Below are 22,883 nucleotides of genomic sequence, written 5' to 3'. Positions count from 1 at the left end.
TGCGCGCACCTCATAGAATTGTTGAAAGCAAAGGTCAGTGAGGTCAGTAAGCTTTCCCTGATATTCGATGTGGTAATTGGCACCCACATTTAGAACGACACCTGTTGAAGCTGATCGCTCTTCTTGAACTAAGCGCGGCGTTTTTCGGAAGTCAAAGTTAACCGTGTTTCCCGACGGAGGTATATACCCGTAGTGATCAATACCGACGTGCCTCTCATGTATCGTGATATTGCGAACGTCTTGCCCGCTGAGTAGCGTTGAGTGAGCGGCCTTGTATGCCTTGACTGCATCAACCCCTACAATTGGCTTTGCATACTCAAGCGCCGAACAAAGGGAATTTATAACAGTACTAAGCAATTACGACACCTCCATAGCTGATCCTGAACCGTGGGTGAGTGATCGCTCCCTATTTTCAAGGGCGTCCAATAGTTCTAGGAAGAAACCAGCTTCTGCGAGTTTGGCAGCACTACTCATCTTGTCACCCAGAGATTAAGCTAAGCGGCGCGTTTAAGCGCGTCCGCTGTAGGCCAAAGGCCGGAACGAACTTTAGCGACTTGTTAGGTTTCATTGGCCTCACGTCCCATTTCGGCAACGTTAACTCTCATTTCTGCCTCGAGTTCCTTTAGAACTTCCAACATAAGTCCGGAGATTTCCTGAAGCTCTACCACTGACTTACTCGAGCTCCGCCAAGTTTTAGTGTCGAGCTGCGCCCTAATCTTCAAAAGCTTTTCCAAAATACGGCGCAGGCGTTTTTGACGGTTATAAAAATCATCACTTTCTTCGCGACATTCCTGGTTCAATTTATTCTCAATAAAAAGAACTGCCTCAGTTGCCGTGATTTTAAGGTTGGACAATTTCTCAGCCACAGCGACTGAACTAGCTGCTTTCGATATTTTCCAAGACCAAAGCAGGCTTGCTATCGAAACGAAAAGCGCGAAGACCGAAATCAAATCTGAGCTCATTCAGAAACCTAACAGGTATTATACCGCGTGATTTATATTTCACTTAAACGCGCACGCGCGCTCAATAATGTTATGCTGGACGCCCACCCATCTCTTATATTTTTGAAAAACCAAGAAAATAAGTATAGCTTGGCAGCATAACGCTGATCATTGCGCGTGCCACATATCCCCAATTCACGAGCATACAGCCATTGCTGACATGGCCGCTTAGGGCCGAAAGCTGCTCATCAGCATAGACTAACATTCCCCATTCGGCCAGAAACGGACATTCAGCCAGAGCTGATATAACGCCGCATTAAGGTGTGAGCAACGCTACCACGAAACCCAACCATACCACCGTAAACATAAAACCCAACGATGGAATGAAAAATGCCAAGCGTTGGGAATCACTCTTAAATGCTTTGTTATGAGTAAATTATGGCTTAACGCTGATTTCTTTTAACACTTTCGCTGGGTTACCACCAATTACGACATTGTCCCCAAAACTCTTCGTTACCACTGCACCAGAGGCTACCACCACATTGTTCCCAAGGGTCACGCCAGGGTTGATAACCGCATGAACACCTATCCAACAATTATCACCAATTTTTATTGGCTTCGCTAGCTCTAAACCACTGTTCCTCGCGATTGGATCTAAGGGATGTGTCGCAGTATAAATTCCAACTTGAGGTGCTAGTAAACAGTTCTTACCAAATTTTACTTCCGCAACATCCAAAATCACGCAGCCGAAATTAGCATAGAAATTATGGGTATCCGGATTAAGTGGTTGACGATCCCTTCTGATCCACCAAAACCTTAATCTTCCCAGAAGGTTGATAGATCGACGCCGAAGTTCTTCTCGGGCTCGGGGAGACCCCTGCCGTAGGTCATGGTAGCCTTGCCTAGGAACGGGGACTCCTTGGTCTGCGGCGCCTTCTTCTTGTGCTTGGTGGTATAGAGCATCCGGGCCCGCATCACCTCGAATGAGTAGCCCCGGCCATCGCGGTTCTTGTCCTTGGCCAGCCGGTTGATCGACTCCGTGAAGGCGTTGGTGACCGGGATGTCAGTCTCGAAGTAGGTCAGCATCTCCTCACGCCATTCGCTGACGGCGCTGACAAGATCCTTCCAGACTTCCTTCTGCCCCTGCGGGATGTCGTCAATCCAGGCAGCTAGTGCCTTCTCAGCATCTCGCCGGGTGGCACAGTCCCAGATGTGGTAGAACCGCTCCTTATGCTCGTAGGCTGCCAGGAGCTGAGGGAAGGCCCCCGTCCAAGTCTCCATGATGAGCCGTTCGCGGTCTGAGACATCGTGAGCCCGCTTCAGCAGGATCTTCCGATCACCCTTGAGCGTCCGTCGCTGGTTGGCCGTCAGCTCCTTTCTGAGCCCCTTGCGGACCTTCTCCAAGGCTTCGTTGGCCATACGCACAACATGGAACTTATCGACCACGATGCGGGCCTGTGGCAGCACCGCCTGGACGGCACGGCGGTAGGGCTTCCACATGTCCATGCTGACGATCTCGACCTTGTTGCGGTCGGTCATGTTCATGAGGCGTCTGGTCACGGAGTCCTGCTGACGACCGGGCAACAGGTCCAGCAGGGTACGCTCCTCAAGGTTGGTCAGGATGCAACGGTAGCGGCGGTTCAGGTACAGCTCGTCGATGCCCAGGCAACGGGGTGTCTCGAAACGGTGCCAGGTCGCCAGGAACTCAGCCTTCTTCTTGAAGATCTCTCGAATAGTCTTCTCGTCCAGGCCCGTGGTATCGGCCACATAAGCGTAGGGATGGTTGAAGGCTTCCTTCTCGACATGGCTGTAAAGCCTCCGCGTCATGCGATGAGTGTCAACCATCTCGGGGAGTGGTGGGCGGAATGTCTTTCCGCAGGCTCGGCAAGTGTAGCGGCGTCGTACCACCCATAGGGTGACTCGCTTGCCGTGGATGGGCAGATCTCGGTAAGCCACATCGCGCTTGCCAAACCTGACGAACTCTCCCTCTACGCCGCACTCCTTGCAGGCCACAGGGACCGGAGCTTCGACCTGAAAGTGGAGATCATGCTCTTCCATCTTTGTACCCAGGATGCGGTATTCCGGTAAATGGAGGATGTTGTCAGGCAGAATGGTCATGCAAACGTTCCTTGTGCCTCTTTGTCATGTCACGACGGCGATCTCGTGTGATGGCCATCGATCATAAAGATGTGCCGATGCCTGCCCCTTGGGTGATGGTGGGGATGGCGATGCGGTTCCGGCCCCTCCCAGCCCTCATGCTCATGCTGATGGTGGTCGTCATGATAGTGCAGATGGGTGTGCTCCATAGGAGCATGATCATGCTCGAGCGCCATAGGGTTCCCTGACGGCCAGACACGGATCGCGAGCGCCGTCGACACCAGCGCAATCGCCCCCAGCAGGGCGAAGGTCTCGATCAGGCCCACCTCGGCCCCGACTCAGCCGGCCAACGGATAGGCCACCAGCCATGCGAAAGCGAGAACTGCGCGGCGAACAGCGCCGGACGGTCCTCTGGCTGGCACGACTGTTTGAGCAGGCGTCCGGTGAGGGACATGACCAGCGAGGCGCCGGCGGCCCAGGTTAACCCCAGGGTCGACAGACCCAATTTCCAAGAGTGAAATGTGATCGAACGTGGTTTTCGGCTGCCTCAAGGCGCTACGACGAACCCTGCGCCGTACTCCTAGGCAAGCCTCCTCGACAGCCTTTCTCCCCCTGAACCGTACTGGTTCTCGACGGAAGATAGGGCACTGGACGGTGACAACTCAGGCACCGCTGGCAAGCCTTTCGAGGTCGGCAACCACGGCATCCATGGGGTCGCTGTCCCGGATCAGCAGGCGTACTTCTCCCTGGGCATTGAAGGCGAAGACAGCGCTGGAGTGCGACACATCATAGCTGCCTTCGCTGTCTTCTTCACCATACCCGTAGGTCACCCGATAGCGGCGTGTCAGCTTATCGAGTGCCGCTTTATCCCCAGTGAGGCCGATGAACTGGGGGCCGAAGGCGGCGGTGTAGCTATCCAGCGTCTCGGCGTTATCGCGGCGGGGGTCCACCGAGACGAAAAGCACCTGGATGTCATCGCGAGCCGCTTCATCCATGCGCTGGGTGGCAGCGTCGAGGCGCGCCAGGGTAGTGGGGCAGACATCGGGGCAATGGGTGAAGCCGAAGAACAGCAGCGTCGTCTTGCCGAGGAACTGATCGGCGCTCACCGTATTCCCGTTCTCGTCGATGAGTTCGAACGCCAGGGATGGCATCAGCCCCGAGATATCCTTGGTCTGCCAGTCTGGATCGCTGCAGCCCGCAATCCATAGCGTCACGAATAGTGCCATGATACATCGGCGCATCCTGCTCCCCCTACTGTGCTGTCGGCGCCACGGCGCGGAACGTGACACGCTGTCGCTGATTGCCGGCGAAATGAAGATTCACCTCGACGTCGTCACCTACGACGAGGGGGCGAGCCCGCTTCATGAGCATGAGATGATAGCCACCCGGAGCAAATTCGACCTGTTCCCCCGCCGCCAGCTCCAGCTGGGCAACGGGCTCCATGCGGGTGACGCCATCCTGATTGACACTGCGGTGCATCATGACATTACCGAAAGCGGGACTATCCGCTCCTGTCAGGGTGACGCCCTTTTCGCTGGTATTGATGAGGGTGAAGTAGCCTGCCGCGGGCAGGTCCCCGGGCAGGAGCCTAAGACGCGCCTCGCTGACCTCCAGTTCGGCAGCCGCCAGCGTGCCGGACGTCGCGATCAGCAGCAGGAAGGTCGAGCACCAGGGTTTCGCTAGTCGCGGCAGACTAGGGTGTGGCGTGAGAGACATCAGCGGCATCCTCCTTGCGGGCATCACGGAACAGAAAGCTGAGAATGATCAGAACCCCGATGGCACTCATCATCGTGGCCGGTACCCAAGTCAACAGGCCACCGAGGAGCTGGTCAGTCAGAGGGTCCAGCGGCCAGGCGCGCCCGCACACCTCATAGACATCGAAAATGACATTTTTGCTAAAGACGATATAGGCCCCCAGCACGATCTGCGGCGGAATCACCACCAGCAGGATGGCGATGCGTTTGCCGTAACCGAGGCCGCCCTGCTGCGGCGTGCGGCGATCCAGGATCAACCACCAGAACAGCAACCCATCCAGCGCCATGCTCCAGTTCATCACTTGATACAGGTCGGTACTCAGCATCGCATCGAAGTGGACCTCGGGAATCAACCAGAAATAGATCAGCCCGACGAACAGTACGGGAGCGATCAGTGGATGCTGAAGCGTCCGGTATACGGGGCGCAGCAGGCGCGCGACCGGCCTCCATCCTGAAAAGTGCCTGATTCGGGTCGGCAAGCCGTCTGTCAGTACCGGCAGGGGGGCGGCCAGGGCAATCAGGAAGGGACCGGCGTGATGCAATACCAGATGCTGTGCCCGGTGGGTAAAGAACATGTACTGGGCGAGGTAGTCGTAATGGGTCTGGGTGACGCCATAGATGGTGGCGACACCCAGCAGGTAGGCAAGGACTCGGCCTGCGCCGGTGGCCTCGCCTCGCCGTCGGCGCTGCCGAAGGCCACGCAGGTAGAGCGCGATGGCCAGCAGGCAGGCCCCCGACCAGGCCAGCGAGAACTCCCACGGCAGCAGGTAGCCCAGAGCAACGTCGAGGTCGATAGCCCTTCCCTCCCCAGAATCGGCATGCCAACGGTGAGACTAGGAGCCCAACGTGGCATGCGGCAAGGTGGGACTATAAACGCAGATGAAGCCAGAGCCCGCACCTCGGTGCCTGGGAGGCGAGGAAGGCCGCGCCCCAAGGCACGGCACCAGTTCAGTAGTTGGGTATACCGCCAACGCGCCGCCAGTGACCCTGCACAGGGCGATAGGTCCTGTATCAGCCACGCCTGAAGTCAACATCACGAGACTGACAGGACCCGCCATGTTGTCGTCGTCATGGCCTGCGCAGCGCAATTTCTGCGTAGATACCCTGGTAGTCAGGGTCAGGTGTTTTATCTGGCTCCGGCTCCGGCTTGGGATTCAGGGCTACCATGCGACCGCTGGGGTCATCCAACAGGCCACGAAGCTGTTCATAATCGAAGCTCCAGCCCTCGGCCTTGCGCTGGTTGAGGCGTGTGACGGTCTCTACCAACGTGGACATGCTGTGCCCCTCCCCCTCCAGAGGCGGGAATGCCTGAACCAGCGGTTGCCCTTCATGCCAGCCGATCTTGATGGGCTGGTTGACGATTCGGACCTGGGTGCCGGCGGGCACGCGGTCGAAGATCGACTCGATGTCCCCAGGGAACATGCGAATACAGCCACGACTGGCACGCATGCCGATACCATCCGGCTGGTTGGTCCCATGGATCAAGTAGCCATCGAAACCCAGGATAATGGCATGGTCTCCCAGCGGATTGTCCGGGCCTGGTGGCACCACGCTGGGCGCCTCTTCACCGCGTGCCCTGGCTTCGCGCTGAACCGACTCGGGTGGGTACCAGGCGGGGTTCTTAATGTTCATGGTGGTCTTGGTCACACCGAGGGGAGTATCGAAGCCCTCGCGACCGATGCCGATAGGATAGGTCTCGACACGTGATGTCTCGTCGTCATCCACCTCGGGATAGTAATAAAGGCGCAGCTCGGCGATGTTGATGACGATGCCAGTGCGCTCTGTGGCGGGCAGGATGAAGCGCCCGGGTATGGTCACCTCGGTACCCTCGCCGGGAATCCAGATGCTCACGTCCGGGTTGGCGCGCACGATCTCCCTGTACCCCAGGTTGTGTCGCCTGGCGATATCGAGCAGGGTATCTTCTCGATCCTCCACCGTTATGCGGTAGGTGTCGCCGATCACATTGCCTTCTTCAGGCAGCGGATAGTGACCGCGGGGCCACTTGTTCTCCTCCTGGGCCTGAGCAACGCCGATGAGCGCGAGCCAACCGGCCATCACAGCGATCAGTATGCTGGTTCGACGTTGCCCCAACAGTGGTTTCTCCAGAGCACCTGAATGAAATGTCGACAAGGCCATTACGCTCTTCCTTTTTCGCCGGGTGTGTTGTCAATCGACCGATGTAGGTTGCGTTTCCACCCAAGTAGAGTCAGCAGTGCGGCCAACAGCCAAGCGGGCCAGCTACCGGTTCGGGTGAAGGGGGTGAGGCCCTGCATGGGCAGTACCTCGCCGCGAAGGCTCGTCGCCTGGAACTGTGGTGCGCGGGCCGTGACACGGCCCTGAGGATCGACGATGGCGGTCACGCCGTTGCTGGTGGCGCGGATCAGGTATCGGCCATTCTCCAGCGCACGCAGGCGGGCCATCTGCAGATGCTGCAGGGGGCCGATGGAGCGGCCGAACCAGGTGTCGTTGGAGACCGTCAACAGTAGCTCGGCATCGCGCGCCTGCTCGGCGACCCGGTCGGCATAGATAATCTCGTAGCAGATGGCGTTACCGATGGTGGTTCCGGCGGCGTGGATCGGCCCCTGAGCCGCGGCCCCGGGGGTCATGGTCGGCATGGGCAGGTCGAAGAAGGCGATAGTGCCGGCGAGCAGGCGCTTCAGCGGCAGGTACTCGCCGAAAGGCACCAGACGCACCTTACGATAATGGCCCTCGGCGTTACCCAGGCCGATCACGCCGTTGTAGTTGTTGCCGCCGTCGCGCTGCAGGATGCCTGTGAGCAGGGCGGTGTCGGGCGACAGTTTGGACTGCACCCGCTCCAGTATGGGCCGCGCGTTCTCCTCGAACATCGGCAAGGCCGCCTCGGGCCAGACAATCAGGTCGAGGTCGTTGGACTGGGCAAGGGTCAACACCGTGTAGATGTTGGCCGCCTCACGCTGGCCCTCGGGCGTCCACTTGATCGACTGGTCCAGGTTGCCCTGCAGCAGGGCGACTCCCAGCGGCTCGCCGGCCGGGAAGGTCCACTGGGCCGGCAGGGCCAGGGGAGTCAGCCAGAGAGCGGCGATGGGCGCCGCGGCCCACCAGCGGCGGCGCAGGAGCTCCACGCCCAGGGTGCCGGTCAGGGCGGTGATCAGCGACAGGAGATAGACGCCGCCTACCGGGGCCCAGGCCGCCAGCGGCGAGTCCACCTGAGAGGTGCCCAGCAGCAGCCAGGGAAACCCGGTAAACAGCCAGGTGCGCAGCCACTCGCTGAGTACCCAGGCGCCGGCGAAGCTGAGGAAGGCCAGGCGTGGGCCCGTGACGCGGCGATAGAGCCAGAAGGGCACGGCATAGAACAGCGCCAGGCTGGCCACGAACAGACCGGTGAGGAAGAGCGCCAGGAGCGCCCCCGTATCGCCATAGTCGTGGATCGCGACGAAGACCCAGGAGGTACCGGAGCCGAACAGGCCCACGCCATAGCACCAACCGCGGAGGGCGGCTTGAGCGGGTGTCAGGGCATGGATGCCGACATAGACCAGGGCCACCGCCACCGGGCCCAGCCACCACAGCGTGAAGGGCGCGGCACTAAGGGTGGTCAACCCTCCGGCGGTCAGGGCCAGCAAACAGCCGAGGACCGGAGAGAGCCGTCCGAAAAGCGTCATGTCCCGGACTGGCGGGTTCTGTGCATCCATGCCGTCACTCGGACAACCTGGGGGAGGGACGTTCATGCAAGGCCGCCATCGCAAAGGTAATGACACCCAGGAACAGGGCGATATCCGCCAGGTTGAAGGCGGGCCAGTGCCACTCTCGCCAGTAGATGTCCAGGTAGTCCACCACATACCCTCGCGCCAGGCGGTCGATGCCATTACCCAGCGCGCCACCCAGCATCAAGCTGTACCCCAGCGCCTCCAGGCGGGGCCTGGGCCTGCACAACAGGAACGTCAGCACGATAGCCGCTATTCCTGTCAGGCAGAGGAAGAGGTAGCGCTGCCAGCCACCTGAATCGGCGAGGAAGCTGAAGGCTGCCCCCGTGTTCCACCAGTGGCCCCAGTTGAAGAATGGGGTCAGCGGGTTGGCCTGGCCATACGGCATCAGCGCCTGTACCAGCCCCTTGATGGCCTGGTCGGCCAGGCCGACCAGGCCCGCCAGTGCCAACCAGTACCGACTCTGCGGCGCCATCGCTATCCGTTTCGTTCTCATGACGTGGCTGCCTGGTAGCGCGGGCTTGCCGAGCCGCTCATGGCGGTCCCTGGTGAGAAGCGATAGCCCAGCAGCCGCATGGCGTTCAGGGTCACCAGCACGGTGGCACCGGTATCCGCCATCACCGCGATCCACATGCCGGTGATGCCCAGCGCCGTGGTCACCAGGAAGATAGCCTTCAGGCCCAGCGCCAGGGCGACGTTGGTCTTGACGTTGCGCAGCGTGGCCCTAGACAGGTCGATCAGCTCGGCGATGCCGGTGACGCGGTTCTTGAGCAGGGCCGCATCCGCCGTTTCCAGTGCCACGTCGGTGCCGCCGCCCATGGCGATGCCGACATCGGCCGCCGCCAGTGCCGGGGCATCGTTGATCCCGTCGCCCACCTTGCCGACCGGCCCGCGTCCGGTGGCCTGCCATTGCTGCACGCGCCGGGCCTTGTCCTCGGGCATCAGCTCGCCATGGGCCTCGATGCCCAGCGAGCCACCGATGGCAGCGGCGGTACGCGCATTGTCACCACTGAGCATGACGGCCTCGACGCCGAGACGTGACAGGGCGGCGAGCCCCTCCCGGGCGTCCCCACGCGGCTCATCGCGAACGGCGATCAGCCCCAGCGGACGCTCACTCTCGACCAGCAGGGCGAGACTCTTGCCGGCATGTTCCAGCTCGGCAATTCGGGCACGCAGACCGTCATCGAGAGCGGTCGGCGCTGTCAGGTGACGGGGGGAGACCAGGCTCAGCTCACGCCCCTCGATCCAGCCGGTGACGCCACGTCCCGAAAGGGCGCGGTTACCGTTCGCCTGGGGGATGGAAAGGCCCAGCTTCTGCGCGTGCGAAAAGATGGCCGTGGCGATGGGATGACTGGAGTCCCGCTCCATCGCCGCTGCCAGCCTCAGTACCTCGTGCTCGCCTTGGTCGGTGGCCCAGTTCTCCACGTCGGTGACCTGGGGAGTGCCGGCGGTGAGGGTGCCAGTCTTGTCCAACGCCACCGTTCGGAGCTTGCCCAGCTGTTCGAGTACCGCGCCGCCCTTGATCAGCAGGCCCCGCCGGGCGCCCGTCGAGAGGCCGGCAGCAATCGCCGCGGGGGTCGAGATCACCAAGGCACAGGGGCAGGCGATCAACAGCAGGGCCAGGGCGCGATAGACCGATTCCGACCAGGCCATGGTCGAGACCAGCGGCGGCACCACCGCCATCAGCAGGGCGAGCCCCACCACCGCCGGCATGTAGTAGAAAGCGAAGCGATCGATGAAGCGGGCCACCGGTGCCTTGGCGGCCTGGGCCTCCTCCACCAGGCGGATGACCCGCGCGATGGTGTTGTCCTCGGCGCCGCGGGTTACCTCCACCTCCAGGGCGGCATCGAGGTTGACCGTGCCGGCGAAGACGTCGTCACCCGGGGCACGCGAGCGGGGCACCGACTCTCCGTTGATCGGTGACTCATCCACATCGGACTCACCAGCCAGGATACGCCCATCGCAGGGGACACGGTCGCCCGGCCTTACCAGTACCCGCTGGCCAGGTGTGAGCGTGGCGGCCGAGACCTCCCGGGCATCCCCATTCTCCATCAATCTCGCGGTAGACGGCGTCAGATCGGCCAGGGCCGAGATGCTGCGTCGCGCCCGTGAGGCGGCCACGCCCTCCAGCAGTTCGCCCACGGCGAACAGGAAGACCACCACTGCCGCCTCGGCCGCGGCATCGATGGCCAGGGCGCCCAGGGCGGCGATACTCATCAGCATCTCGATGGTGAAGGGGTTGCGCATTTTCAGTGCGCCCCAGGCGCCCTGGGCGATGGGCATCAGGCCCACCAGGGTGGCGGCGACAAAAGGCCAGCCCCCCAGGACCGGCCAGGTCATGCGAAGGACCAAGGCCAGAGCCAGCAGCCCCCCCGTGACGAGCACCAGGCGCCCCTTGGCGGTCTGCCACCAGGAGTCCGGCGTGGTAGTGGATTCACTTTCCTCATCCTGGTCGACGAGGCGGTAGCCAAGCTCAATGAGAGTCTCCTCGATCGACTCATGCGAGGGCGTCGAGTGCTCATGAAGCTGGATCGTGACCGAGCCGGTAACCGAGCTGGCCGACACCTCCTTGATGCCCTCCAGGCGGCCCAGGGCGGCCTCGGCCTTACGCTCGCAGCCGCCGCAGTCCATGCCCTCGACGCGGAGCTTCAAGGCAGGCGAATCCTCAAAGTGTGTCGATTTCTCCATGGTGTGACTCCGTGGGATGATGTATTATTCGACAGCATAAACCCTGTAGCAACTACAGCTTCAAGCTCCATCGGTTACAGCCTGAAGGGCTGTTCTTTGGGAGGGCACGTTGGAATCCTTGTCGTCCATTGGCTTGCTGGGCGCCTTCGCGGGTGGCCTTGTCTCATTCTTTTCCCCCTGTACCCTGCCCTTGCTCCCGGCATACCTGTCGGTGGTTACGGGAGGAAGCGCCGGGAAAAAGGACAAGCGCTTGGAAGCCCTGATTCTCAGCTCTTTCTTCATCTTGGGATTCACCATGGTTTTTATCATGCTGGGCTTGGGGGCCAGCAGCATTGGTCAGTTGCTTCGAGGCTATCGGAACGAGTTCAACTGGATTACGGGAGGCGTGGTCATCCTCCTAGGCGTCTTCATGACCGGTATACTTCGCTTGCCACTGCTGCAACGAACGCTGCAGTTTTCACCCAATGTCCAGGGTGGCTCACCGCTATCGGCAACTATCTTTGGCGTGTCCTTCGCCATTGGCTGGACACCCTGTATCGGTCCCATCCTGGGAGCCATCCTGATGGCGACCGGCAGTGCTGTCAGCGCCCAGGCCGGCATGGTCTATCTGACAAGCTATTCTCTTGGTCTGGCACTTCCTTTCTTGGCTAGCACCATCTTTCTGAACGTCATGACGCAAAACAGCCGGAAGCTCGGTAGGTGGAGTGCCTATACAAGACCTGTGGCGGGCACGATCGTGATCGTCATGGGGATTGCGATCGCGACAGGCACCATGACCCAGCTTTCAAGTTTCATGCTGGGACTCTTTCCTTCCCTTGCAACTCTGGGGTAGTTCAGACGCTGATCGTTTTTACGGAGATGCCACCATGACCAACTCTGTCGACACGTCCCACGTCCCGGAGAGGAATATCGGCATCGGCGAACTGGCCCGGCGTGCCGGCTGCAAGCCCGAAACGGTTCGCTATTACGAGAGCATCGGGCTGGTGAGCGACGCGACACGTACCGAGGGCGGTCAACGCCGCTACGGAGAGGAAGCCGTCAGGCGGCTAACCTTCATTCGCCATGCTCGGGACTTCGGCTTCTCGGTGGAAGCGGTGCGTGAACTGCTGGCCATGTCAGACCAGCCCGACATGCCGTGTCAGGAGGTCGACGCCATTGCCAAGCACCACCTGGAGGAGGTCGAGTCGCGGTTGCAGCGGCTCTCCGCACTGCGTGACGAGCTCAAACGGATGGTCAGCCAGTGTGCCGGGGGGAAGGTCGAAAGCTGCCGGATCATCGAAGTGTTGAGCGATCATCAGCTTTGTATCAGCGACCAGGCCCACGGAGGCGCTCACGACCTGGGGTAGGCGCCTGGAAGGGTCGGCAAGCTAGCCCAGCGAGACATCCAGGAACAGCATGAGTACCAACCCCACCGAGAGCCCCAACGTCGCCTTGTTCTGGTGGCCACTTCGGTGGGTCTCGGGAATGATCTCATGGCTGATGACATAGAGCATGGCGCCGGCGGCGAAGGCCAGCCCCCAGGGGAGCAGCACTTGTGACATGCTGACGACTCCCGCACCTAGCAGGCCACCCAGCGGCTCTACCAGCCCGGTGAGGGAGGCAATGGTCCAGGATCGCCAGCGTGAATAGCCTTCACCCAGCAGTGCCACTGCCACCGCCAGGCCTTCCGGCGCATTCTGCAGGCCGATACCGATGGCAAGGGGAAGTCCCCCTTCGCTTCCCCCTGCTCCAAAAGCCACACCAACCGCCAGACCCTCTGGCAGGTTGTGGATCGTGATGGCAATGATGAACAGCCAGATTCGGCGAAGCGATGCTGCCTGTGGCCCTTCACGCCCCTGCTCGAAATGCTCGTGGGGGAGTCGCTCATTCAGCAGGGCGACCAGCCCCATCCCCATCAGTATCGACGCGCAGGCAATGACGGCAGGCAAGACGCTACCGCCATAGCGCAGTCCAGAGGCTTCCAGGGAGGGAATGATCAGTGAAAAGAAGGACGCCGCCAGCATGACACCGGCGGCGAATCCGAGTGCCAGGTCGCGAACGGCACGATCGGGCGCCTTGCTGATCAGGATAGGTAGCGCTCCGATCGCGGTCATCGAACCGGCGGCAAGACTACCCAAAAACCCCAGCGTGACTGGAGAGACACCTTCCATAGACCCTTCCCCTTTGGAGGGTTGGTACTGCAGGGAATGTTGAGTCACACGACGATAGCCATTACATGGCCACCGCTGCGTCTCATACAACAAGCCAGCCTGGCGGCCTATCGATTATCCAAGGCGACCAGACCAGACGTACCGATGGCTTTTTTCAGACGACCACGAGCCTCGAAGAGCGCGCTTCGATAATCCTGGGGTGTCGGTGACTCCCCCAGAATGATGCGCTGCCCCTCCTCCAGGGGATCGACAGGTCGGTCACCCACTCTCACTTCGTAGTGCAGGTTGGGCCCCGTGGTGAGTCCGGAGGCCCCGACTTCACCCAGCGTGTCGCCGGCATTGATGGCGTCCCCGACCGACAGGCCGGAGGCGAAGCGACTGAGATGCGTATAGCGACTGAGAGTGCCCCTCTCGTGCTCTACCTCCACGACACGACCATAACCTCCCCGGCGACCGACGAAGGAGACCCGCCCCGGCGCCGTCGCCATGACTGGGGTGCCGCGAGGGGCGGCAAGGTCGACGCCGTCATGACGACGTACCCCACCGTAAACGGGATGGCGTCGATTGCCGAAGGCGGACGTCAGGCGTGCGCCGAGCACCGGGAACCGCTTCGTCTCCACAAGGCTACCGTCCTTGAAGAGCATCACGGTGGCTCTCTGGTCCGTCGGCCATACCATCTCCAGTCGTGCCGACGGGTCAGCCAATCCCATATAGGTCAGACGGGGAGGCCCGACTCGCGTGCCATCCTCTCGGCGATCCTCTTCCCACAGTAACTGCAGGCGCTCCGCGCCCGAGATATCTCGGGCTGTGTCCATGAGTCCGCCTAGCAGCACCTCGAGGTCCATGGCGAAACGCGTGGGTATCCCCTCTGCCGCCAAGGCGGCATAAAGTGACGTTTCGATGTCCACTTCACGGCCCAGAGTCAGGGTGTCGAGACGAGGCGGGACAATCCGCGTCGACGGCCGCTCCCCCAGTGTAACGACGTATTGAATACCCGAGTCACGCTCGATGGCCACCGACACCGGCTGTCCGGTCGTCAGAGAGGTGACAGTGAGACGGTCTCCAGGCCGCAAGCCTCTTGGGTCGAACCTCCCCGCCAGCGATGTCAACGCTTGGGTGCGCGTCTCGGCATTCACGCCAAGCTGCAACAGCAGTGCGTTCAGGGTATCCCCTGATGCCACGGTGAGCTCTTGGGCGACGATCTCGGGCGGCTGAACGGCCAAGGGCGCTGAGCCCCTCTGCGCGAGAGCTTGTGCCCTGGCCGATGCCGGTTCGCTCGGTGATAGCAAGGTGTTCTCTTGCCAATGGGCCTCGGCCAGCAGAGGGCCCAGACCCACCAACCCTAGCAGCAACCAGCGCCGTGTCATGACGCATCGTCCTCGCCAGCGACCTCGGTCACCTCACGATTGACGGCGTCGACCAGTTCCTGCATGCCGAAGGGGTCCAACAGCTCACCATTGACGAAAAAGGTCGGCGTCTGGCGGATCTGGTTGGCCTTGACGTCTTCCTTGTCCTGGTCAATGACCGCTTGTACCTCGGGGGAATCAAGTTGTTCCTCTGCTGAAGCCCTGTCCAGACCAGCCTCGCTGGCGATATCCAGAATAGCGGCCTCATCGAAGCTGCCATGAGCCGCCCACTGGCTCTGCCGGGCCAGCAACGCTTCCAGCACCGGCTGGAAGACGTCCTGGCGCCTGGCGACTTCCAGCACGCGAATGGCGGTATCGGACACGTCTCCGTGGAAGGGCGTGTAGCGCACCACCAACCGCACCTGGTCGGGATACTCTTCCTGGATGCGCTTGGTCAGCGGATAGAAGGCACGGCAGGCCTCACAGGCCGGGTCGAAGAACTCCACGATGGTCACCGGCGCTTCTTCCGGCCCCAGAATAGGCGAGTGTGAGCGCACCAGAGAGTTTTCGGCCTGAGCGCCATCCTGGCTGGCCGCCTCGGCGCCCATGCCCAACAACGAGGGTCTCGCTACGATCACGATGAGGGCGATCAGCATCAACGCGCCAACCAGGATAAACGTCGCTTTTTTGTACATTGACTTCTCCAATTCAAGTGGTTAAGCGGAAAGCAAGACCAGAGAGCTGCTGAGTAGATCTCAACCGCTGTTGGGTGCCTAAGTCGGCGAATAGTGACGTGTCATCCATGCCCATAAAGATTGGCTCTCTGATGCGCATGATCAATATGCTCGAATTCCAAGCTGGAGTGGCCAATGTCAAAGCGCGCTTTTAGCTGAGCCTTGATATCCGCCTTGATCGCCTCAAGCTGCTGCCAGCCGGCTTCCGTGAGCACCACGTGACAGTCAAGCGCGGCAGTGCTTTCCTGCATTTGCCATAGGTGGACATGATGTACATCCTGGACACCCTCGACGTCACGCAGCGCATCAATGACTGATTGGCCGTCGATATCGGGTGGCGATCCCAACATCAGTGTCCGGATAGGGCCACCAATCTCCGTAAAGGCGAGATAAAGAATATAGAGCGCAATGCCGATCGTAATCGCGGGGTCTACCCAGCGCATGTCGTATAGCAGAATCAGCGAGCCCCCAATGATCACGGCGAGGGACGCAAGCGCATCAGATAGGTTGTGCAGAAACAGGGCCCGAATATTGACGCTATGCTTTTGCATCGACCAGGTAAGCAAGGCCGTGAGCGCGTCGACTGCTAAGGCGACGGCACCGATGACAACGATGATCCAGCCCTGAACCGCTGGCGGGTCGATCATGCGCATGGCGCCTTCGTAAATCAGGTAGACGCCGACGAGAATGAGCGTGGTGTAGTTGATCAGCGCCGCCACAATCTCGATTCGTCCATAGCCAAACGTCATCTGTGAGTCTGGCGGTCGTCTTGCTATCTTGCGGGCCGCAAAGGCAATGACGAGCGCCGCCATGTCGGAAAAATTATGCAGCGCATCCGCGATCAGCGAGAGGCTTCCCGCCAGGATACCCCCAACAATCTGAGCAACGGTCAATATCCCGTTGGCCCAGATGGCGATGCTCACCCGACGGTCACCAGAGGTGGGGTCAAGATGGGGATGATCGTGATGATGTCCCATGCGTCGTCCTTGTGGTGTCACCTGATGACGCGACAGTATAAAACCTATACCAACTCAAGGTTCAAGCTCGAATTATAATGAAGGCCGAGCTAGGGCTAGGCGTGGTGGAACTTTGCATAGTGGGCGCTGTACCAGACATGGTTACCATGTCTCATGCCCCGGAAGGAACTCATTGTGATACCCAAGCCTCACTCGCACACTTGGCTGATGAGCCTAGCTTTACTCTTGATGCTGGCGACGCCAGCCCTCGCCGAGCCACGACTGCCAGACTTCACGGAGCTGGTCGACAAGGCCGCGCCGGCCGTCGTCAACATCTCCACCTCACGGGAGGTCGAGAGGTCCATGACGTCCTCTCGGCAGTTTGGGGGGCAGGAGGTGCCGGAGATCTTTCGAGAGTTCTTCGGCGACCGCATCCCGATGCCACCCGGCGGGGCGCCCAATCGCAATGAGGAGCCACGTCAGTCACTGGGATCGGGCTTCATCTTCGATGAAGACGGCTACATCATGACCAACGCCCATGTGGTCAAGGATGCCGACGAGATCCTGGTGCGCCTCAACGACCGCCGTGAACTCGAGGCCGAGCTGGTTGGTGCCGACGAGAAGACCGACGTGGCGGTGCTCAAGGTCGAGGCGGACAACCTGCCCACCCTGGAGCTGGGCGAGTCCTCCGACCTCAAGGTCGGACAGTGGGTCGCCGCCATCGGCTCGCCCTTCGGCTTCGACCATTCCGTGACCGCGGGCATCATCAGCGCCATCAACCGTACCCTGCCCCAGGATGTTTATGTGCCCTTCATCCAGACCGACGTGGCCATAAACCCGGGTAACTCAGGCGGTCCGCTGTTCAACCTGGACGGTGAGGTCGTGGGTATCAACTCCCAGATCCTGACCCGTAGCGGCGGTTATATGGGCCTTTCGTTTGCCATCCCGATCGATGTGGCCATGGATGTGGCCGACCAACTGCGTGATGACGGCTTCGTGAACCGTGGCTGGCTGGGTGTCAGGATCCAGCCGGTCTCCAAGGACCTGGCGGAATCCTTCGGCATGGAACAGGCGGAAGGAGCCTTGATCGCAGATCTGGACCCTCGCGGACCGGCAGCCAAGGGTGGTCTCCAAGCAGGAGACGTTATCCTGAAGGTGAATGGCGAGGAGGTGGATCATTCCACCACGCTTCCCCGACTTGTGGGCGAAGTGACGCCCGGTGAGGAAGTCGAACTCTCGGTGCTGCGCGATGGTGAAAAGCAGCCCATCACCCTGACAGTCGGGGAGTGGCCGGATGTGGTTGCTAACCAGGGTGATAGCGACGGCGGTCCGGTGCGACTGGGTATTACAGTGCAGTCTCTGAGCGAGCTTGAGCGTCGCCAGCTGGGTATCAAGCAGGGCGTGCGTATCGTCAGCGTCGATCCCGCCGGCAGCGCGGCAGCGGCCGGGATCCGGCCAGGGGATGTGCTGATGAGCATCGGCCAGCAGTCGGTGGAGAGTGCGGAGCAACTGGCCGATATGGCCGCCAACTTACCCCAAGAGCAAGTCGTCCCAGTGCTCATCAACCGCGAGGGCCGTTCCTACTTCGTTGCCTTACGCCCGGTGAGTAACTGACCTGTCCGGGACGTCGGCATTCGACTCCCTCAATGGCAAGGGCGTGGTGGGTCAGGGGGCAGACGGCCCGCTCCGCTCAGCAACCGCTTGTTGATGGAACGCGAGCATGTGGAGGGGCAGCCGAACAAAGCGAGGCCGTGCGCCTGCGCGGCGACGGCGCCATGGTAATCTTCGCTGCCGTGGGCGGTCGTTCGGTGGAGCTGCTGGCCATGCCGACCCCATCAAGGAGAAGAATACCACCGGTGGCGTGATCCGGGCGCGGCAGGATGCCGATGTACGGGTGGTGATGTTACCCCGCCTACGCCGAGAACGTCTCGCCGGCGTTCCTGTTCAACGGCATTGGTATTCCGCTGGCCACAACCGGCTTGAGCTACCCGCAGGGGGCAAGCTCTGAGCTCAGAGCTTGGTCAAGGATTTGAAGCCGACACCATGTTGCGTGACGCCTATATTTCATTATTGCATGAAATATAGAGTTCATTTATTATTGAAATATTGACCCAGGACGATGGCGACATCGTCGCCAGACAGCCGATCGAGCTCATCCACTTAGCGCCCGAACCCGAGAGGAACCCATCATGAGCAAGACATCCTCCAGCCCCTCCGGCAAGGCCGTCGCGACGGGCGGCGTGCTGCTCACGGCCTGCGCGGTCTGCTGCGCCCCGCTGGTCGTCCCTTTCCTGGCCGCGTTCTTCGCCGCCGGTGGAGTCGGCCTAGCGCTGGCGGGACAGATCGGGCTCGGCATCGCCGCGCTTGGCGCGGTCGGCGGTTATCTCTACCTGCGCCGTCGCGTCGCATCGAAAAGGGCCGGAAGCTGCGGTTGCGGCCCGATCGGCGGTTGTGCCGATGCGGGCCAAGCGCAGCGCGACCCGAGGGCATGAGTCCATGGCACACGGTTGCGGACGCCAGAACAGCGACGACATCGTCGCCAGAAAACTGACCGCCCTCGCCCATCCCGTTCGCCTGGCGGCGATTCGCCAGTTGGCGGCGGCGGGCCCCACCGGCCTGGCGGCAGGCAGGCTCGCCGAGCGCCTCGACGTGGCGCCGAATGCGCTGACCTTCCACTTGCAGAAGCTGGCCGCCGCCGGCCTGGTCGAATCGCACCGCGAGGGCCAGTTCGTCTATTACCGCGCGGTGTTCGATGCCCTGCTGGCGTTGACGGACCACCTGGTCGGTGCCTGCTGCAGCGAGGCCGAGGAAAGCTGCGGGCCCCGCTGCCCCACGTCTCGCGACCGGTGACCCTCCGCCTCGCCTGAGGGTCCATCCACACCGTTCATCAAAAGGGAGCGCAAGATGATCCAGACAGTCCCCACCAAACCCTCCTGGCCAAGGGCGATCGGCATCGGGATCGCGGTGTCGGTGCTCACCGCCATCGTGATGGTCGCCTTGTTGAAGGCTGGCGTATCCCCCTTCCCGAAGCCCCCTTCTCTGGCCTTCGCCGAGACCTTGCTGGGACGGCCCCTGCCGATGCCGATCGGCCTGCTCTTCCATACGGTCTACGTGACCTTCTGGTCGGTGGTGTTCGTGCGCTATTTCCCGCGCAAGACCCTGCCGACCGCGCTGGGCCTGGCCGCCGTGCTGTGGGTCGTGATCCTGGTGGTGTTCTTCCCCGTGGTGGGCTGGGGACTCGCCGGCCTGGCTATCGGTCCCCAACTGATTCCGGCGTCCGCCCTGCCGCACCTGCTGTTCGGCCTGCTGCTGTGGGGGCTGGACCGTTATCTGGGCAGGCACGGCGGGTCATGACACATCCTGAACGAACGTCGGCGGTCGCTACCGCCCAAGTGATAGCAAGAGGAAAAAGACTCGTGATTCGCAAACCACTCTCGGCCCTGACGGGATATGTCGTGTTGCTGTTTTCCCTGATATTGGCACCGGCGGCGATGGCGTTGGACGCCGAGCCGTTCAGCATGGAGCGGTTCGAGACGTTGCAGGAGCAGGGGGAAAGTGTGCTGGTGCACATCAGCGCGCCATGGTGTCCGAACTGCCAGAGGCAAAAGCAGGTTCTCACCGAATACCAGCAGCAGTACCCGGACGCCGGGCTGCATATCCTGAACGTGGACTACGATACCCAGAAGCAATGGGTGACCCATTTCAAGGCCCCACATCAGTCGACGCTGGTGCTGTTCTCGGGCACCGAGCAGGTCTGGTTCGCCGTCGGGGAAACTCGCAAGGAGAAGATTTTCAGCCAACTCAATGCCGTGACCGATGGCTCTTGAACTGACGGCGCTCCCCCTCGCCTTCCTGGCGGGGGTGGTGGGCATCCTCTCGCCCTGCGTCTGGCCCCTGGTACCGGTGGTCATCGCCTCGTCCACCACCACCGGTCGCTTCGGCCCCCTGGCCCTGGCCGGTGGGTTGAGCCTGTCCTTCGCCGTGGCCGGCAGTGTGCTGATGTTTTTCCTGGTCAACCTGGGGCTGGACCCGGAATCGTTCCGTTACCTCGCCGCCGTCATCCTGCTGGCCGCCGGGGCCATGCTGGTGATCAAGCCCCTGGCCAACCGCCTGACATCGGGGCTGTCGTTTGTAACGTCCCGGTGGAATCTCGACGCCAGCGCCGAGCGCTGGTATGGCCAATTCGGCGTGGGCCTGCTGCTGGGCCTCGTCTGGCTTCCCTGTGTGGGCCCCACCCTGGGCGCAGCGATCGGGCTGGCGTCCATGGGCCAGCAGATGGGCCTCGCCTTTCTGGTGATGCTGATGTTCGGCGCGGGCACGGCGGCGGTCCTGCTGGCGGCCGGCCTGTTGTCGAGCCGGGCGATCGCCCGCTGGAATGCCACGGCCATGAAGAGCGCGGACCTCGGTAAACGCCTGCTGGGCTGGACACTACTGCTGTTGGGAGGACTCGTGCTCACCGGCGTCGACAAGGTCCTGCAGACCTGGGCGGTGCAGATGCTTCCCGCTTGGGTGACGGGCCTGTAGGGGATTCCTGCGGGACAGTCCTTGCGCCGGCGTTCAACCGGGAAACCAGGAAGAGAGGCCGGAAAGCCTCGGCGAGGATGGAAGAGGAACATCACGCCAAGCCAGGAGGTACCATGACAACGATCGATACCGCCACCCTACGTGACTGGCAGCGGCGACACCGGGAGTTCACCCTGGTGGATACCCTGCCGGCCGAGACCTTCACCAAGGGACACCTGCCGGGGGCCATCAACATCGTCTCCGACGACATCCTGGACGAGGCGCCCCGCCGGCTACCCGACAGGCAAGCGACCATCGTCGTGTATTGTACCAGTGAAGACTGCAAACGGGCCGGCCGTGCCGCCGAACGACTGGCCCGCCTCGGCTACACCGCGGTCTACCACTATGTGGGTGGAAAGAAGGCCTGGTTGGCCGAAGGCTTGACACTGGAACACTGAGAAGGATCCTCTCCCGTGCGCGACTGGCTGGAACGCCAGCAATCCTGGATCTATCTAATTGGTATCCTGGCAGGCCTGGCCATCGGGCTGGGCCTGCCGGACGTGACCTCACGCCTTGAAGCCGTTCTCTGGCCGCTGCTCGGCGGGCTGCTCTATGCCACCTTTACCCAGGTGCCGCTGACGCGAATCGGCCAGGGCCTCAAGGATTGGCGCTTCCTGGCGGCCCTGCTGCTCGGCAACTTCGTGGTGATCCCCCTAGTCCTAGGCGGGCTGATGACCCTCCTGCCCGTATCAGTCGCCGTGCAAGCCGGCGTGCTGCTGGTGCTGCTCGTCCCCTGTACCGACTGGTTCATCAGCTTCACCCACCTCGGCAAAGGCGATGCCGGCCGAGCCATTGCCGCCACACCGGTGCTCCTGCTCGCGCAGCTGCTGGCCCTGCCCGTCTATCTCTGGCTCTTCCTGGGCGCGGAGTGGCTTCAGACCGCCATCAGCACCCATCTGCTCGGCGCCTTTGCGGGGCTGATCCTCACGCCTCTGGCCCTGGCCTGGATGACCGAGCGCCTGGCCGAGCGCAGCCTCAATACCAGGCGGTGGGTGCATGGCCTGGGCATGCTGCCCGTGCCGCTACTGGCACTGGTAGTCTTCGTCATCGCGGCATCGCAGGTGACGACCGTGGCCGGCCTCACCGGGGTGTTGCTGCAGGTGCTGTTGATCTTCGTCGCCTACTTGATCTTCGCCGCGTTCCTGGGCAAGACCCTCGGCAGACTGTTCCAGCTCCCCACGCGTTCGGCCAGAACCTTGACCTTCAGCTTCGGCACCCGCAACTCCTTTGTGGTGCTGCCCATCGCCTTGGCGCTGCCCGAGGCCTGGCAAGCCGCCGTGGTGGTCATCGTCTTCCAGTCGCTGGTCGAACTGTTCGGCATGGTGGCCTACCTGAGCTGGGTGCCGGGCAAGTTGATCCCAGACCCCTCTCCCTCCTAGCCGCACGGCTCCGTGACGCCACCTCTCGGCGGCGCCTGGCGATCTGCACCATGGCCCCGACCGGAGGGTAGTTCACCGGACGCAACCCTTGAGTAAACCAAGCACCCATCAACCGAGAAATCCGGTGAGGCAGAGAGTAGGGACCTTTTTGCGATAACCAGAAATCAACCAGATATTCCGGATACCCGAAATTATCACCAACATGAATATTAGAGCCGTAGTCACAATTGAAATAAGATTCAATGTGAATATTGTCACCTGTTGTACCAAACAAATGTCTAATTATTTCAACACGCTTTTGATGAAACTCGACAGAGGTTGTATTCAACTCTTCAGTTAACAGTCTAGCGTTCAATCTTAACTTTAATAACTCTTCATCACTTGGATCATAAAGCTTACCTGCTAACATTTTTTCTTTTTCTGACATTAAACTTGGACTCCAAGACCAATTTACTCATAACGCAAAAGCTCAGCCGCGCGCGTCAGCGTGTCGGCTGGAGCGTCTTGTTGGGCAGCACAAGCCACTGCACTACCGCCTGAACACAGACACCCGCCCCTACCGCGAGAGCAAGCGCACTCCAAAACTCGACTCGGG

The 22,883-nt window shown here is 61.3% G+C and carries 25 protein-coding genes; 10 read left to right on the top strand and 15 right to left on the bottom strand.

Features of this window, described 5'->3' with window-relative positions:
- Positions 1-557: 557 nt before the first annotated feature.
- The 10 genes from GRB96_RS04935 to GRB96_RS04890 form a co-directional block, all read right to left on the bottom strand.
- Positions 558-962, bottom strand: a complete 405-nt coding sequence (locus GRB96_RS04935) for a hypothetical protein (RefSeq protein ID WP_161431021.1) — start codon at positions 960-962, stop codon at positions 558-560.
- A gap of 415 nt (positions 963-1,377) precedes the next feature.
- Positions 1,378-1,683, bottom strand: coding sequence for a DapH/DapD/GlmU-related protein (locus GRB96_RS04930; protein ID WP_338074010.1), 306 nt, complete (start codon positions 1,681-1,683; stop codon positions 1,378-1,380).
- A gap of 74 nt (positions 1,684-1,757) precedes the next feature.
- Entirely contained in the window at positions 1,758-3,059 is a 1,302-nt protein-coding gene (locus tag GRB96_RS04925; protein WP_161431020.1) for an ISL3 family transposase, read from the bottom strand.
- A 641-nt stretch (positions 3,060-3,700) separates the two neighbouring features.
- Positions 3,701-4,264 carry an SCO family protein gene (locus GRB96_RS04920; protein WP_240894129.1) on the bottom strand — a complete coding sequence of 188 codons (564 nt, stop codon included), beginning with the start codon at positions 4,262-4,264 and terminating at the stop codon, positions 3,701-3,703.
- 25 nt (positions 4,265-4,289) lie between these two features.
- Positions 4,290-4,754 (bottom strand): copper chaperone PCu(A)C, encoded by a 465-nt coding sequence (locus GRB96_RS04915; protein WP_161431016.1) that lies wholly within the window; start codon positions 4,752-4,754, stop codon positions 4,290-4,292.
- Complete coding sequence (locus tag GRB96_RS04910; RefSeq protein ID WP_240894221.1) at positions 4,732-5,496, bottom strand: cytochrome c oxidase assembly protein; 765 nt, start codon at positions 5,494-5,496, stop codon at positions 4,732-4,734. Before GRB96_RS04910 ends, GRB96_RS04915 begins: the two co-directional genes overlap by 23 nt.
- 364 nt (positions 5,497-5,860) lie before the next feature.
- On the bottom strand, positions 5,861-6,928 hold the full coding sequence (locus GRB96_RS04905; RefSeq protein WP_089685305.1) for a L,D-transpeptidase family protein: 1,068 nt from the start codon (positions 6,926-6,928) through the stop codon (positions 5,861-5,863).
- Positions 6,928-8,460, bottom strand: a complete 1,533-nt coding sequence (lnt, locus tag GRB96_RS04900; protein ID WP_240894128.1) for an apolipoprotein N-acyltransferase — start codon at positions 8,458-8,460, stop codon at positions 6,928-6,930. Before lnt ends, GRB96_RS04905 begins: the two co-directional genes overlap by 1 nt.
- A gap of 4 nt (positions 8,461-8,464) precedes the next feature.
- A complete protein-coding gene (lspA, locus tag GRB96_RS04895) occupies positions 8,465-8,947 on the bottom strand; it encodes a signal peptidase II (RefSeq protein ID WP_240894127.1) in 483 nt (160 codons plus the stop codon).
- A 17-nt stretch (positions 8,948-8,964) separates the two neighbouring features.
- Positions 8,965-11,160 (bottom strand): heavy metal translocating P-type ATPase, encoded by a 2,196-nt coding sequence (locus GRB96_RS04890; protein WP_089685299.1) that lies wholly within the window; start codon positions 11,158-11,160, stop codon positions 8,965-8,967.
- A 109-nt stretch (positions 11,161-11,269) separates the two neighbouring features.
- Between GRB96_RS04890 and GRB96_RS04885 the strand changes: the two genes are divergently transcribed.
- Positions 11,270-11,992 carry a cytochrome c biogenesis CcdA family protein gene (locus GRB96_RS04885; RefSeq protein ID WP_089685297.1) on the top strand — a complete coding sequence of 241 codons (723 nt, stop codon included), beginning with the start codon at positions 11,270-11,272 and terminating at the stop codon, positions 11,990-11,992.
- 34 nt (positions 11,993-12,026) lie between these two features.
- On the top strand, positions 12,027-12,506 hold the full coding sequence (locus GRB96_RS04880) for a MerR family transcriptional regulator (protein ID WP_089685295.1): 480 nt from the start codon (positions 12,027-12,029) through the stop codon (positions 12,504-12,506).
- Positions 12,507-12,527: 21 nt separating this feature from the next.
- Here GRB96_RS04880 and GRB96_RS04875 read toward each other — a convergent pair whose 3' ends face one another.
- From GRB96_RS04875 to GRB96_RS04860, 4 genes are all read right to left on the bottom strand, one after another.
- Positions 12,528-13,310, bottom strand: a complete 783-nt coding sequence (locus GRB96_RS04875) for a ZIP family metal transporter (protein ID WP_023007116.1) — start codon at positions 13,308-13,310, stop codon at positions 12,528-12,530.
- Between the two features lie 107 nt (positions 13,311-13,417).
- The gene (locus GRB96_RS04870) at positions 13,418-14,677 is read right to left on the bottom strand and encodes a M23 family metallopeptidase (protein ID WP_161431013.1); all 1,260 of its coding nucleotides are present in this window, start codon (positions 14,675-14,677) and stop codon (positions 13,418-13,420) included.
- Entirely contained in the window at positions 14,674-15,351 is a 678-nt protein-coding gene (locus tag GRB96_RS04865) for a DsbA family protein (RefSeq protein WP_161431011.1), read from the bottom strand. Before GRB96_RS04865 ends, GRB96_RS04870 begins: the two co-directional genes overlap by 4 nt.
- Before the next feature lie 101 nt (positions 15,352-15,452).
- Positions 15,453-16,367, bottom strand: coding sequence for a cation diffusion facilitator family transporter (locus tag GRB96_RS04860; protein WP_089685292.1), 915 nt, complete (start codon positions 16,365-16,367; stop codon positions 15,453-15,455).
- Between the two features lie 228 nt (positions 16,368-16,595).
- Between GRB96_RS04860 and GRB96_RS04855 the strand changes: the two genes are divergently transcribed.
- The 8 genes from GRB96_RS04855 (at position 16,596) to GRB96_RS04820 (ending at position 22,288) form a co-directional block, all read left to right on the top strand.
- Positions 16,596-17,960 carry a DegQ family serine endoprotease gene (locus GRB96_RS04855; protein ID WP_240894220.1) on the top strand — a complete coding sequence of 455 codons (1,365 nt, stop codon included), beginning with the start codon at positions 16,596-16,598 and terminating at the stop codon, positions 17,958-17,960.
- Between the two features lie 575 nt (positions 17,961-18,535).
- Positions 18,536-18,838 carry a hypothetical protein gene (locus GRB96_RS04850; protein ID WP_161431009.1) on the top strand — a complete coding sequence of 101 codons (303 nt, stop codon included), beginning with the start codon at positions 18,536-18,538 and terminating at the stop codon, positions 18,836-18,838.
- Positions 18,839-18,842: 4 nt separating this feature from the next.
- Entirely contained in the window at positions 18,843-19,196 is a 354-nt protein-coding gene (locus GRB96_RS04845) for an ArsR/SmtB family transcription factor (RefSeq protein ID WP_161431007.1), read from the top strand.
- Positions 19,197-19,250: 54 nt separating this feature from the next.
- The gene (locus tag GRB96_RS04840; RefSeq protein ID WP_161431005.1) at positions 19,251-19,700 is read left to right on the top strand and encodes a CNNM metal transporter family protein; all 450 of its coding nucleotides are present in this window, start codon (positions 19,251-19,253) and stop codon (positions 19,698-19,700) included.
- Between the two features lie 62 nt (positions 19,701-19,762).
- On the top strand, positions 19,763-20,173 hold the full coding sequence (locus GRB96_RS04835; RefSeq protein WP_205743493.1) for a thioredoxin family protein: 411 nt from the start codon (positions 19,763-19,765) through the stop codon (positions 20,171-20,173).
- Positions 20,163-20,870: a cytochrome c biogenesis CcdA family protein gene (locus GRB96_RS04830; protein WP_161431001.1), complete on the top strand. Its 708-nt coding sequence runs from the start codon at positions 20,163-20,165 to the stop codon at positions 20,868-20,870. Before GRB96_RS04835 ends, GRB96_RS04830 begins: the two co-directional genes overlap by 11 nt.
- Positions 20,871-20,983: 113 nt before the next feature.
- Positions 20,984-21,307: a rhodanese-like domain-containing protein gene (locus tag GRB96_RS04825; protein WP_161430999.1), complete on the top strand. Its 324-nt coding sequence runs from the start codon at positions 20,984-20,986 to the stop codon at positions 21,305-21,307.
- Between the two features lie 15 nt (positions 21,308-21,322).
- A complete protein-coding gene (locus GRB96_RS04820) occupies positions 21,323-22,288 on the top strand; it encodes an arsenic resistance protein (protein WP_161430997.1) in 966 nt (321 codons plus the stop codon).
- Here the strand turns inward: GRB96_RS04820 and GRB96_RS15570 are convergent.
- On the bottom strand, positions 22,194-22,697 hold the full coding sequence (locus GRB96_RS15570) for a maltose acetyltransferase domain-containing protein (protein WP_240894218.1): 504 nt from the start codon (positions 22,695-22,697) through the stop codon (positions 22,194-22,196). The genes GRB96_RS04820 and GRB96_RS15570 overlap by 95 nt on opposite strands.
- Positions 22,698-22,883 lie beyond the last annotated feature (186 nt).

It is taken from the genome of Halomonas alimentaria (assembly GCF_009902005.1).
Lineage (GTDB): Bacteria > Pseudomonadota > Gammaproteobacteria > Pseudomonadales > Halomonadaceae > Halomonas > Halomonas alimentaria.
This window is presented reverse-complemented; position numbering and strand designations above follow the sequence as displayed.